Origin of the sequence: Glaciimonas sp. Gout2, from assembly GCF_035018905.1 — a bacterium.
Taxonomy (GTDB): Bacteria; Pseudomonadota; Gammaproteobacteria; order Burkholderiales; family Burkholderiaceae_D; genus Glaciimonas.
The window spans coordinates 1-13929 of sequence record NZ_JASJXA010000035.1 but is presented as its reverse complement, the minus strand read 5'-3'; the positions used below and the strand labels follow the sequence as shown (position 1 = coordinate 13929).

Below are 13929 nucleotides of genomic sequence, written 5' to 3'. Positions count from 1 at the left end.
ATGTATGTTGAAATGCTGTGATGCGCCGTCAGATAAGACATTGCGTGATGGCTCGGGCGGACATTGTCGAAAGGCTCAATCGAAAGCAAGCGACAAATGCGCCAAAATCCATTCGTATGCGGTCGCACTAAAATTGCGACCGCATCGCACCGTTATTTTTGCTATTGAGAAGCGCAGACAAAGCTTTGCGCGGTGTTAACATCGCCGGCGCCTTTATATTTTGGCCACTCGGGATATTCACACAAAGGCCTGGTGCGGCCTGGGACACCAGCTGTATCAGCGACGATCTGCATTGGAGGGACTGTGCCTTTTTCTACCCAGTTTTCAAGCGTTGTGAGCGAATCCCACGCCGCATTAAACACGCTACTTGCCGCATGACCGTAGCCAGGAATTTCGTAGAAGCGCATAAAGCTGTTGACCTTCACTGCACCCATCGTCTTGCGCACGCGGGAAAAGTATTGTTCGGTGGCCCTTGTGCTCACCAACGCATCATATAATCCGTGCGCCATCAAAATTTTCCCGCCCTTGCTTTGGAACGCAGACAGATCAGTTTTATTCAGATCCTGAATTTCGGTCAGTTCCACAATGCGCGCCTGTAATGCTCCGGGGTTCTGGGGATCAAGCGTTAGTGAATTGAATTGAGGATCACGCGTCACAAAATATTTGACCCATTGATCCCAAAAAGTGCCGTTGTAAGGAGGACTGGAAGTCGCCGTGATCGGCGGCATCGGGTTCGCTGGTTGTTCGATGCCAAGGGAAAGGGTGAGCACCGTGGGCTGAAGCGCCTTAGTGCCTGCCGTGCCCGGAATCCCAAAATCCGTACCCCATGTATTAAAACCGGGATACGTTGTTTCTCCGCTGGCCAACGTGTAGTGCAGATCAAGTGGCGTATTGATCACATTGAAAGAGGTAATCTGCGCATCGGAAAGACAGGTATCGCCTGTATCGGCACCGCCTTCGCACCTTATCGGCGTGCCGTTTAGCGTCGCTCTCGATGGATTAAAAATGGCGTTGCAGGCTCGCTCGTTACTGATCAGACCGTCGCTGACGCCGTCGAGCATGTCGCATGCAGCGATAGCGGCGTCGTACAAAACTTTGCGCTTGGCGCGGTTAGGATAAGCGCCCGGTTGAGAGAGTTGCCGGGTGATCCGTCCGAATTGCAGATCCAGACTGGCAGCGTTCCATGCGGGATAAAGAACGATCGCGCCATCAAAGTCCGCTGGCCAGTTTTGCACTGCGATCAAGGCCTCACGTCCGCCGGTTGATCCACCCGCAAAATAAGTCTTTTGAATAGGGGTTGCATAGCGGGCTTTAATGATGGCGATCGCTGTGTCATGGGTTTTCTTTAATGCATCACTGGAAAAGTTTTTCAGCGCCTCATCGTTCATGCCAAAAGTCCCATCGCGGCTGCCATTCGCATTCGCCTGATGCCCCGAATCGCTGCCAAAGGTTGCGTAGCCGCGTCCAAGTGGTATTTGTTGGTCTACAGGGCCTGCCGGAACGTTGCCGGTTCCTTGCGCGATGGTACCGTTATATCCCCCGCCTCCAAACATCATTGCTTTGCTGTTCCAGTTGGTCGGGAGGTTAATCTGAAACTGAATGTTGGGCGCGTGCGCGTCCAAAGGATGGATAGCGCCAAGCACTTTGCAATACTCTCCGACTGCGGCAGGACCGGCTCCAGATGCGGGAACGGTTACGCTGCTGGTAACCAGCGCGCCCGTGGTTGGCAAGCCGATTGACGTAGCGGGAATGTTCATGCCGTTTAACTGTGCGCAGGCCAAGGTAACCTTAGCGGGTGAGGAAGGGCGGTCAATATGACCTCCAGCGCATCCTGCGACGCCCAGACTTGTCATCGCAGCTAACGTTAATAGTCGTGCAAAAGATTGGCTACTTCGTAATTTCATGTGCTGTCTCTCAATCTCGAAGAATTTTTTATAGTCCACACGTTAAAGATACCATCGTCCCGACTCGCTCTCAGCCAAGTTTCTTTATCGTAAAACAGTTATGTTTAAATTGATAATGCTTTCGCGCTTTATCGGCATGTCGCCAAATGGCTCAACAAACACGCAGATTGTATTCACGTTGAGGTGCACTTGTGCACACCCGCACTCAATTGAGTTCTGGCAATGCAATGACCGAAGGATTTAAATGGTTTGGAAGCGGACTTGGCTCACGGAAGCGACCAACGCAACGGGATGGCCTGCACCTATCTGTGGCGAAATCCTTTTTGTTTCTCTTATTATCTTATTTTTTTAGGAAAGGCTTGCAGTTTTTTGTGTGTCAGAACGCTCTAGGATATGACAAATCAAACTTTCGTTCTTGTCCTAGCGACAGATAAAGGGCGCGGTGATAATTTAGAGAAGCAAACGCATTAAATGATTACCCTACCGTAGCTTTGAGCTGTTGTCGTTTGTGTCTAGCAGGATGTAGTTGCGGTTTTTTCCTTGCGAGAGACAAGCAGCCTGCATCAGCTTCATTTTTATATCTTCGTTCAGCTATTACCAAACAGTTTTTACCGACATGGCTTCACAAAATGCACCATTAATTTGCCGTAATAGGTGTAGAAAAGTCAGTGTTCACAGCCTCTAAGTTGTTTGTCGTTAACTGTCATTAAATTCATCAAAGGATGCTCATGTTTCGTATCACTCCTACCCGAACGCCTTCAACTTCTCTCGGGAGTTCCACGACACGTCACGGTACTGCTTCCGAATTTAGCGCTCGCGTCACAAGGTGTAACGGTTTTGACGCATCACCGCATAAAGTGAAGGCATCCCATTATGCAAAAGCGCCAAGGCAAACGCGCAGGCAACGCATTGATATGGAAATTAAAAGCGAAGAAATAAATAAAAAAAAGATAGAAATTGAAATGAATGCATTGCGAGCTGGTTACGCTGAGTTTTATGATGTTCCTGAATTGGTTTCTGGTGTTGAAGCACGGGCCACCACAGAACCGATCAACAAAACAGGATTCGCGTTTGCAGTCCTATTAGCGATAAATGCATGTAAACCAGCGCAATTATTAAAAGTGTATTGTGCGCAGACGGGAACGCGTTTTTCTGGCTTTCCGAATACCACTATAGACCCTAATCTGCCTACGCCTGTTAAAGGCCCGAACAATGGTACGGCTGCGGTCGCGACCTCACATCTCCCCTCATTGGGAGAAATCGGAAACGGCCTGCTAACGTATGGAAAGTATGTATACGACAGCCTGCCGACGTGGCCGAAGCCTCGGATGACGGGTGTTGATTGCGCTAGACTTGACGATTTTAATGAAGCCTATTGGAGGCCCAGTAACGAAAAGCACAAAATAGAGCTTCCTTATGGGAATGAAAGTACTTCTACCGCACTATCCAACATAACTGTCGAATCTTCCTCTGGTTCCGATATCACCAACACTGCAAAACCTTCTTTTAACATAAGTGATGCTTATTTTTTGATCGACACGGGAGCAATCGTGAGCGGGATAAACGCTTACCACCGCTGGCCTGCGAATATTCCGCAGGACGAACGATTGAAGGGACTGGCACTTGAACGCCAGAATTACAAATCAGATATTTATCAACTCCTGGACGCGTTCGCACCATTAATATCACGCACATGGGGGGGCGATGCAATTGTGGACCAATACGAGTACACGGTGTTGCAATACGCGATGCAAGCCCAGCATCCCAAGGATGATAATCATGTTTCTGCGTATGATCCCGCGGAACCCCAGGCGGCCAGACCGCAAGCAGAATTGCGGAACGAGGTTGCGCAGTTATTCTTCAATGCTTTAGCGCAGATAAATGGGCCATCAGGCGATCAGGCCTTAGAAAATTTCATACACAGTAGCGTGACCACCGAACTGGCAACTAACCCAACGCTGGATGCATTGTCCAAGCTTACTGTGCGTACCGAAGCAGCGATTCGTAAGCGGCTAGAGCTGCACGTACCCTTACTCAATACCGCCGATCGTCACTGGTTGAACACGCTCTCAAAGTGGTTTGTCGAGGCGGCATTGCGTGCGATTGATCCTTTGCTCAGCGCGCAACTTAATATTGATGACCCGGACTTTCGTGACACGACCTACTTAAGTTACGATGGCACATTAATGAGCATAGGCGCGGGTTTTATTAATCAATTCCCACCAAAATTCAGGTCAGCTCTTACTCCCGCCGCTCTGCGTGAAGCGGGACTGCATAGTTTGATCGATTTGTCTCCTGCGGCATGGCCTTTGACAACAGCGCCTGCACTGATACGTTTCTGTAATTCGCTTACAAAAAATACGCCAAATGAACGTCTTGGAAGTCATGTTGAGCGGATGAAATCCGGACTAGCTTCTCTGATGACACCCTTACTTCCAAAGATCCGGCTCATGCAGGCAGTCCAGGAAAAGGGGGAGCATTTCTCGTGGATTATTAATGATCGGAGTACTGAAAATGTGCTTCACAAACAGCAATCGAAGAATGCGTTAGAAGAACTTTTACTCAGTAAATATAATTTATATAATTTTGGCTTGGCGCAATTGCCAATAACCGATCGTAATAATTTAATTCGTTCAGGTAAGGTTGCTCATTTGGAAGTGTTTTTACCAAGAGTAATTTTATATGACGCGCAACACGCTGATATCTCTTATAAAGCTGCATTTACTGCAACATCTGGCTTGATCATACGAACCGGATCGATAAACGACGCGGTATCTTCCGACTATTATTTGTTTTCCGAAGAGCGCTCATGGGGGGCACCCGTTGTTTCCAAAATTACGGAGCAAATACAGCAAGCTGGTGGGGTCACGGAGTATGTGAACAAGCATCATGCCAGCTTCACAAGCGGCATTCGGTTCCCTCCGTCCGATCACACCACCTTCGAGGCTCCCTCGATCTTTGGTTTTGCAACAAATCTAGACGAAATCGCCTTCGTGGTGAGTGAATTACAGATATTTCCCGCAGCAATTCATAAAAGAATTCCACAGACGTCGCCCTCGCAACCGCATCCTCAGACCTGGACTGAAGAAATCTTTCATTCTAATATTTATGCGCTTGGAAAATTCATTATTGGATTGATTCCAGAGGGTAATTGCGTGATCGCCATCCTTGATACAGCTGAAATGATCGCACTGCCCGCAAAAACCGATGAGGGACGAGCGGAACAAGGAATGGCGATAGGAACAGATGCACTATTTTGTTTCACCGGATTGATTAAAATAAACGAGGCGCAGTACCTTATACCGTCTGTTCGAGCTGCTTTTAACTACGGAAGTGCAGACGAATTTGCGACATCTCAGGTCGAAAAGCATTTATCAGAGCAAATGCCAAAAACAGGCCCAGTGGCCGATCTGGCGGATGAAAAAATCAAACCGGGGGAGCGCGCGCACGTCGCTACAAAGCCTGAAGATTTACACTTTAGAACTGGTATTTCCGAATTTTTCGATACCGCGCCCGTCATAGTCGAGGCGCTCCCGAACAAAATTTCAGTTCAGGGAAATACCCTCAATGTGCCGCACAACTTATCTCCCAAAGGGCTCATCCAGAAGTCTGATGGTGGGCCGATATATCTGGTTATGGCGTTAGATCATTCAGGAAAAAGAGTGAGTTACCTCTGGAATGAATCGGAAGAAAAATTGGAATTGCAGACTGAGCAATGGCTTCAGGGATATGGACATTTGATCGATGAAGATCCACAAATTTTGTGGATGTTCATAAAAAACTTTCCAAAACGCGTATCTTCGGCAGGCATAGCTGAGATGCTGTATGACAACAAACGTCTCAACGGGGTACGCAAAGTTGAGTATCAGAGTTTTTTTGATCATACGCCGGAGCAGGTAGAGCGCGGTGTCTACAGCATAGGAGACCGCGAGTATATACAGCTTAAAGGCGAATTCTATTTGCTGGAGAAGGAAATCAAAGCCGACGGGGAGCGTCGTATTATGGGAGAAGGTATTCCAAAAGACTTACGCCTTGATATGAAATATGACGGCGTTAACTGGCACGTAACAAATAATCATTTGATTACCCCTGTCACCAGTCTTCCTGAGACTATTGTCTCTTTTAACGAAGCCTTGGAACAAGGATTCAACTTACCAGAAGGTTGGTCAACATCGACGATGTACATTGATAACTCTAATCCTGATCAATTTGTCCTCAGCTTTCAGGATAAGAGCGGTAAGACCCAATATCGTTATGGCCCAGACAGAAAAAATGCATTCGAAGAACTTTCTGCTGGTGAATTTGAAGAAAAACAATGCAGGGCGAGGCGAGCGCCACCCGAAGGTCCCAAAGCAAGTTGCAGTGCGCTAAACTTTAAGATCGCCCCCCTACCGCGAGAGTCCGCGCGTACAAAGGCAATAAACCAGCTTGTTGCAATGGATGTTGAAACGCGTCCTTATTATGAGCGTCCGTTACTGCGACTGGAAATGAGTCGCGACGTTGAAAAAATTCGAAAATTGTTTCACAATAATCCGCACATTACACAACTTTTTTTCATTTTAACCACGAGAATGAATAAAGGGGAAAAATTAATGTCGCCGAGGGTAATCAACGAAATGAAGACGTTTAAATGGGGAGGTGACGGCATACCAAAAGATCGGTTACTAAGCCTAACGAATTTTTGGGGCGAAATGAAGTTACGGCTCGCACGTGAGCCCAATGATGATTTTGGAGGGCAGGCCGCGGTGTTGCAAGATATCTGTGAGTCGAGCCTAAGACTTTGCAATAACCAGCGGACCTTTAGTGAACTGAAAGATATTTACAACACAAAAGTAAACACGTTGAATCAGTTAAGTGACGAATACGAAATCAATTATGTCAAACCGCAACAAAGAATCACAACGCGCTTATGGAAAAGGGTATTTGGTCCTCCTTTAACCTCAGAGGTTACCAGGGCTGCGGGCTGGACATTCGAGATACGCGCGAAAGGTTTGTCCGAAATACGTCATACTTTTGGACCATACTTTGCCGATGATATTAGCGCCGCATATGCCAACAGCCATGAACTTACGGGACAGTTGCTGGACTGGTCAAAGATTGCGCCTGAATCATTTTGGGAGCAAGTTGCTGCGTATTTTCACGTTGCCCCGGAAAAGATAACGTCAGGGTACAAAGATGAAATCATACGAATACTCTCAAAATTTAAGGGTTATGCTGCCCCAGTGCGTATCGATAAATTACGCATTATCTCGCCGTTGGTCAGCCCAGAGGGGATACGGTATCGATATAACATGCAAAAACACATAGAAGGCATTCCTCAAGAAACGGCACTCTTTGCCGACGAGGTTTTAGCCTACACGCACGAAAATGGCCTGAAACGGGGTGAGCTTTATCTAACGACTACAACATTTTTATCACCAATCAATCACCCCACTGCCTTACAGGAAACCTTACAACATGAGATATCACATTTAGCAATACCCGACGGTAAACAGGAAATTTATCTAACTGGCGACAGATCAAAATATGGGTACTGCTCAGAAAACGGGCTACGTCGGCAAGCAGACGTGTTACTCAGTTCGCCGGCCGCATTTCTGAGATATGTGAAAGGACTATCTCACGCAAAAAGGAGTTTTCTGAGGCATTTCCAGAAAGTATTGCCATCCAGCTTCAGTCAGTATTTACCTGAGGGTGTCAATACGCATATTAGTCATGAGCGCTTTAGGGGCTTTATAAAAAAAGTGTTCGAAGGGCCGGCTGATGAAAAAATTAAAGCATTTATGATGCCAGATCTATTTGTCGCATGGCTTCAGCATATGTCAAAAGCTTTACCCAAAACAGGTGCTGAACAAGCAGAATTGAGACATAAGCGCGACGCTTCACCTGACGATATGAATGCTCGAGTCACAAAACTTCTGGTACGTGAATTGTTTGAAACTAGTAGCGATACCACACCCTAAACAACAAGTTTAATATTCTGAGATATATCGCTTGGGTTTAACCCACGAGGTCACCGCAGAATTATTTGACGGCTGCGCAAAAGGGCGGCGACATTGCTGACCTTTTGTTTGTGTACAGAATGATTTCTGAAGCTCAGACTAACTTGATCTTGCTGTGCTGGACGCGCAGGCACCCCACGGCCTAAACGTCAGCGCCATCGCGTGATGGCCAGTAAATAAAACGCCCCGATCACAACTATGATCGGAGCGTCAAATCAAGAAGCTAAGGGAGAGCCTGATGCCGCTGGCACGTTAGCACGATCGCTCATTCCATCAATCCGACGCGCAGCCATCTCCGTGAGCATCTGCGATGACATCAACGCGAGCCGCAACAAGCGCTCCGTGGCAATGATATCGAGCGTCGGTGCCGTATCGGTATCTCTATCCGAATTGCTTGAATGCGCCAAATCAATACAGGTCGAGATACCTTCGCAGACGTCCACCGTCATGGCAAAAAACTGCGCGTGCGGATTTGTTTGATGGTGAGAAGGCAGCCATGAAAATGGCTTGTGATAAGCCTCCGGAAATTCCGCTTCGTCGGATGGCGTGATTGGCGGCTTGCTCATGATTGTGCCGCCGTGACGAATTGCGGGTGGGCGAGGTTAGACGTGGTGGTGCGAGACATTGCGGACTCCTTGGATAGGATGAAACCGCGCCCCGCTGCTAAACGGGGTGGGCGGCAAATGGCAGGGTTAGCAGACCAGTATCCAAAGCAACCGGCAGGCCGAAGCCTCCCCACCATTGCCCCCCAAAAAGGCGCAACAAAGGTGAGTGCACAAAAAAACGGCAGTGCGCCGTTTTTTTGTGCACTTTGGATAAGTCAGGCTGCTAAACCCGTTCCCTTTTTTGTAGGGACGAAAACAGTATAGAGCATTGGTGTGATTTTGCGAAGATTTGATTGTTTGGCGGCAGGGCGGTACGTTGATCGACTTATTTATCCAATGGCGTCTTTATAAGGCCTGACAATTTCGGTAAAGCTTTGGCTGCGATGTCTTATATTTTGATGGCATGACTTTAATCAATCCTGTGTTTATCTCGCAAAAATGACGACGTGTTGTATTTGGATTCGTCTTAGTTGCGCGTCATCGACAGTTCTGGTGATTAAAGACATTGATATATTGATCAATCACTTAGCGGGGAAGGGCGTGCAGGGCGCTACGAACAACGTGTCGGAATTTTTTACATTCGGCGTCAGGCTTGTCCAGACATCTCAATCGCGCTGATGTAGAGGTTATAGATAAGTAGATGATTCTTAAAGAGAATCACCCAAAAAACGCTCCGTACTCAGAGTTTTGGCATAGTTCTTCCTATTTTTCTGAATATCGGCATGTGAAGCCAATATCCTCGTTGAATAAGATAAGACGTGGATTTATTCGGAGTTGAGTTTATATTTTGAGGGAATGAAAAGTGAAAATTTTTTTGAAAAGAACGCTTGAAGTACTCGGAGCTGCGGCGTTAATGAGTGTCCTGCTAGTTGGCACTGCCAGCGCATCCGTTATTGGATATCGCTCGGGTGTTGGTGGTTTTGGTGGCCTCGGTGGTGGTTCGGGCTTTGACGCCCTTTTTGCAGCAGCTGGTGACACGGTTGCTTTAACAGATTTCAACAGTGCAAGCGCTGTGAGTTCTGCGACTGGGCTATGGATGAATGGCGGTACAAATGTTTTAAATGGCACGGAACAAAGCAACCTGCTCAGTTTTTTGAACTCTGGTGGGCGTGCCGTGTATGTGACTGATCGTTCTGATTCTGGGCCGTGGTCAGTGTCGACAGCCTCCATCCTGGGATTATTTGGCGCTGCAGATATCCATACCGGCGGTGATAACGGAACTTATGCAACTATAGGGAGCAACGCATTGGTGGCCGGTGTCACAAATATAAAGTTCAATACCTGGTCAGCTGTCGATCCAACGAAAGCGAGCCCGACGTTGCTAACGGCAAATGGTATGGCGGCCGTTTATAACGTTGGCCTTGGACAGCTTCTGTTCATTGGTGATACTAACTGGCAGAATGGTTCTATTGGTGCAGACGGTACTAGCGGCGCAGACGATGCAGCGTTCGCTAACAATATAGTTTCGTGGCTTGGCACTGAAAGAACCGCTGTTCCCGAGCCAGGCTCGATCGCACTTTTTGGTGTTGCGTTAGCAGGTTTAGTATTTGTCCGTCGTCGTAAAGTATAGTCGATTGCAATTTGCAATTTGCAATTTAGATGAAAGGATTCAGCACAACCGGTTGAGTCCTTTTACTCTTCTTTCAGCGACAGTCGGTATAATTTTCTGTTCCCACCGCACAAAAAAAGCCCCGAATTTCGGGGCTTTTTAATCATAGCTGCATAGCCAACTATCGCGCGATTAGTCAGTGAAATCGCAGGACTTTTATCTGCAATCAAGCAAGATCGTAACGATCCAGGTTCATCACCTTAGTCCAGGCTGCAACAAAGTCATGCACCATTGCTTGCTGCGCGTCGCTGCTGGCATACACTTCGGCGATAGCGCGCAGTTGGGAGTTGGAGCCGAACACGAGATCAGCCACCGTACCTGTCCATTTGGGTTCGCCTGTTGCCCGATCAAGCCCTTCCAATACGCCTTCAGACGTAGTTGACTTCTGCCACTTCGTGCTCATGTCGAGCAAGTTCACGAAGAAATCATTGGTCAATGTTTCGGACTGTTTGGTCAACACCCCGTGCTTGGTTTGTCCGAAGTTTGTATTCAACGCGCGCATGCCACCGATCAGTACTGTCATCTCGGGAGCACTGAGCGTCATCAAGTTAGCCCGATCCACCAGTAGTTCAGCCGCTGATCCTTCAAGTCCCTTGCGGAGGTAGTTGCGAAACCCATCTGCTACTGGTTCCAGTGGCGCGAATGAGTGCGCATCGGTCTGCTCTTGTGAAGCATCTGTGCGCCCTGGCGAGAAGGGAACCGTGATGTCGTGGCCGCCCTTTTTTGCCGCTGCCTCAACGGCAGCGCTGCCGCCCAGAACGATTAAATCCGCGAGAGAAATCTTTTTGCCGCCCGATTGCGCGCCATTGAAATTCTTCTGGATTACTTCCAGGGCCTGAAGCACCTTGGCCAATTCAACCGGTTGATTCACCTCCCAGTCCTTCTGCGGCGCAAGGCGAATGCGCGCACCGTTGGCACCGCCGCGCTTGTCACTTCCGCGGAACGTTGCCGCCGACGCCCAGGCAGTCGTGACCAGTTGAGAGATGGACAGTCCTGATGCGAGGACGGCAGCTTTCAGTGCCGCAATGTCCTGCTCACCGACCAATTCATGATCGACTGACGGAAGCGGGTCTTGCCACAGCAACTGTCCCTTCGGAACAAGCGCACCAAGGTAACGCGCGACCGGGCCCATGTCGCGATGGGTCAGCTTGTACCAGGCCTTGGCAAACACTTCTGCGAATTCTTGTGGATTCTGGTGAAAGCGGCGAGAAATCTTTTCATAGGCAGGGTCGATCCGCAACGAGAGGTCGGTGGTCAACATAAATGGCGCATTCCGCTTCGTTGAATCGTGGGCATCCGGTACAGTCCCGGCTCCCGCACCATTCTTGGGAGTCCACTGGTGGGCACCGGCGGGGCTCTTGGTCAGCTCCCATTCATAACCGAACAGAGTGTCAAAGTAGCTGTTGTCCCACGTAGTTGGTGTGGCAGTCCATGCGCCTTCGAGACCGCTGGTGAACGTGTCGACGCCTTTGCCGCTACCGAAGGAATTTTTCCAGCCTAAGCCTTGCTCTTCGATTTCGGCGCCTTCGGGTTCGCGGCCGACGTGGTCCTCTGACGCTGCGCCATGGCATTTGCCGAAGGTGTGACCGCCCGCGCAGAGCGCGACTGTTTCTTCGTCATTCATGGCCATGCGGGCGAATGTTTCGCGGATATCGCGTGCGGCCAAGAGTGGGTCGGGGTTGCCATTTGGCCCTTGCGGGTTGACGTAAATCAGGCCCATCTGCACCGCACCAAGAGGCTGTTCGAGTTCGCGGTCGCCGCTATAACGTTTGTCGCCAAGCCACGTATCTTCAGAACCCCAATTAATGTCTTCTTGTGGTTCCCATACGTCCTCGCGCCCACCGGCGAAACCGAAGGTCTTGAATCCCATCGACTCCATGGCGACATTTCCCGTGAGAACTATCAGGTCGGCCCATGAGATTTTTTTGCCATACTTTTGCTTGATCGGCCACAGCAAACGTCGTGCTTTGTCGAGGCTGGCGTTATCCGGCCAACTATTGAGGGGCGCAAATCGCTGCGTGCCAAAGCCAGAGCCGCCACGACCATCGGCGATGCGGTATGTGCCTGCGCTGTGCCACGCCATACGGACAAAGAGCGGTCCGTAGTGACCGTAATCCGCAGGCCACCAGTCTTGTGAGTCTGTCATCAACGCATGCAGGTCGTTGACCACCGCCTTCAGGTCGAGACTTTTGAATTCCTCAGCGTAATTGAACGCCTTGCCCATCGGGTCGGAGACGGGCGAATTGTGATGCAGAGTCTTGAGGTTCAGTTGATTTGGCCACCAGTCAGCGTTTGTTCTAGCGCCAGCCATTGGGGATTTGCTGGGACCGCTCGTGAAAGGGCATTGTGGTTCAGTTGACAAGGTTTTCTCCTGAGTTTATTAGCAGTTTGGTACCTGAGGGAGTGTAGACCGTTGATCCCAATTTACATACGTAATATTTTCAATCGGATCGATAGGTAAAGCCGACGGACGAAAGCTGCCGTTAAAGATTCATTGGTCGTTGGGATCAAGAAGCCGTTCGTCAATAGTCTCTCGCTATTTGTCGACTTTTTTTACAGTTATGTTTATAAAAAATTAGTTTGCCTTGTAACACATTGTTTTTTATAGCTAAAAGTTCTTGGCACGAAAAATGCGTAATAGCCGTCGAAGCACCATGAGCAATTACATGACGATTTATATTTTTTAGAGGAATGCGATGAAAACGGGTCTTTTGATAAAAATTTCTGCGCTGGTGCTACTTGCAGCAGCCGGAAGTGCGAACGCTACGGCACAACTGGTTACTAACGGCGGTTTCGAAAATGGGCAATCTGGTTGGAATTTCAATGGAAATGTAAAGGTAACCTCTGGGAATGTTTATGCGCAGTATGGCTGGACCGATGCTAACTATCCTAACGGAAACGTCGCTTTATTTGGTGCCGGCGATATGGCTGGCGGGTCGATCAAACAAGATCTCATTACGGTAGCTGGACAAACGTATGCGCTAAGTTTTGATTATGGAGCAATCACTGGAGGTGGGAGACCTCAAAATTTGAACGTAAGCGTAAATGATATATCGGGACCATCGATCTTCACTTCGCAATACACCGCATATGGTACTGGAAGCCTCGCGCAGTTAATGACCGCGTACGCATTTGACTTCACAGCAATCTCAAACGAAACGGTTATCAATTTCGCTGATGCAAATATTGCGAACGGCAATTCCATTGACGCTACGCTAGATAATGTTTCAGTGACGCCAACTGCTGTGCCGGAACCAGAAACCTATCCGCTATTGCTGACCGGTTTGGTACTGATGGGATTAACTTTGCGTACGCGTCAACGCAAGTAAATAGGTTATCAACAGGACATCGCGGCTTTTTTCTTAAGGAAGAAGTCGATCCTGTTGATCGCACAGCGAATCGAAAAAAATCAGAAGAACAAGAACTGGCGCAAGTTGAATGAGATATCCAATGAAGTGGAATCGGTGACAGACCCTCAGGCGCTCAGCAAAAATTGCAAAACATACTATGCAATGTTGGATCAAGAGATGGGTGGTATAGATATCAACGCGGGAGGAGGGCGCGGTCTGATGCAGATTGCAGATCGATGGGTATTAAAGATTATTATCGGAACGCACTTTTAGTCTGTGCACGTCAACTTGCCGGGTTTTAGACGCTTAACCAGGTTCGATGCGGCAGGGTTTTGCCGCATCGAACAGGCATATCAGACATCGATAATGTTGACTACATCGTTGTATGCGTATTCTGGTCAACGTGACCGCTCATTCTGGCCGATCGTGACCGCTGCGCCTGCGATGTTGTTACGCGGTTAA

Annotated in this window: 6 protein-coding genes; 3 read left to right on the top strand and 3 right to left on the bottom strand. The window is 48.6% G+C overall.

Annotation, left to right across the window (positions count from 1 at the left end):
* Positions 1-161 precede the first annotated feature (161 nt).
* Positions 162-1904, bottom strand: a complete 1743-nt coding sequence (locus tag QN379_RS18755; RefSeq protein ID WP_323507294.1) for a tannase/feruloyl esterase family alpha/beta hydrolase — start codon at positions 1902-1904, stop codon at positions 162-164.
* 914 nt (positions 1905-2818) lie between these two features.
* Between QN379_RS18755 and QN379_RS18750 the strand changes: the two genes are divergently transcribed.
* Complete coding sequence (locus tag QN379_RS18750) at positions 2819-7864, top strand: hypothetical protein (RefSeq protein WP_323507293.1); 5046 nt, start codon at positions 2819-2821, stop codon at positions 7862-7864.
* A 254-nt stretch (positions 7865-8118) separates the two neighbouring features.
* On the opposite strand, the gene QN379_RS18745 is transcribed toward QN379_RS18750, so the two are convergent.
* Positions 8119-8469, bottom strand: a complete 351-nt coding sequence (locus tag QN379_RS18745; protein ID WP_323507292.1) for a hypothetical protein — start codon at positions 8467-8469, stop codon at positions 8119-8121.
* 841 nt (positions 8470-9310) lie between these two features.
* On the opposite strand from QN379_RS18745, the gene QN379_RS18740 reads away from it, so the two are divergent.
* Positions 9311-10078: a PEP-CTERM sorting domain-containing protein gene (locus QN379_RS18740; RefSeq protein ID WP_322232267.1), complete on the top strand. Its 768-nt coding sequence runs from the start codon at positions 9311-9313 to the stop codon at positions 10076-10078.
* 205 nt (positions 10079-10283) lie between these two features.
* Here the strand turns inward: QN379_RS18740 and katG are convergent, their stop codons facing one another.
* Positions 10284-12479 (bottom strand): catalase/peroxidase HPI, encoded by a 2196-nt coding sequence (gene katG, locus QN379_RS18735; RefSeq protein ID WP_322232266.1) that lies wholly within the window; start codon positions 12477-12479, stop codon positions 10284-10286.
* Between the two features lie 334 nt (positions 12480-12813).
* On the opposite strand from katG, the gene QN379_RS18730 reads away from it, so the two are divergent.
* Entirely contained in the window at positions 12814-13446 is a 633-nt protein-coding gene (locus QN379_RS18730) for a DUF642 domain-containing protein (protein WP_323507291.1), read from the top strand.
* The last annotated feature ends 483 nt before the right edge of the window (positions 13447-13929 follow it).

Coding starts and splice junctions, on each gene's coding strand:
- QN379_RS18755 (WP_323507294.1), bottom strand. CDS start 1,904: ATGAAATTACGAAGTAGCCAATCTTTTGCACGACTATTAACGTTAGCT.
- QN379_RS18730 (WP_323507291.1), top strand. CDS start 12,814: ATGAAAACGGGTCTTTTGATAAAAATTTCTGCGCTGGTGCTACTTGCA.
- QN379_RS18750 (WP_323507293.1), top strand. CDS start 2,819: ATGGAAATTAAAAGCGAAGAAATAAATAAAAAAAAGATAGAAATTGAA.
- QN379_RS18745 (WP_323507292.1), bottom strand. CDS start 8,469: ATGAGCAAGCCGCCAATCACGCCATCCGACGAAGCGGAATTTCCGGAG.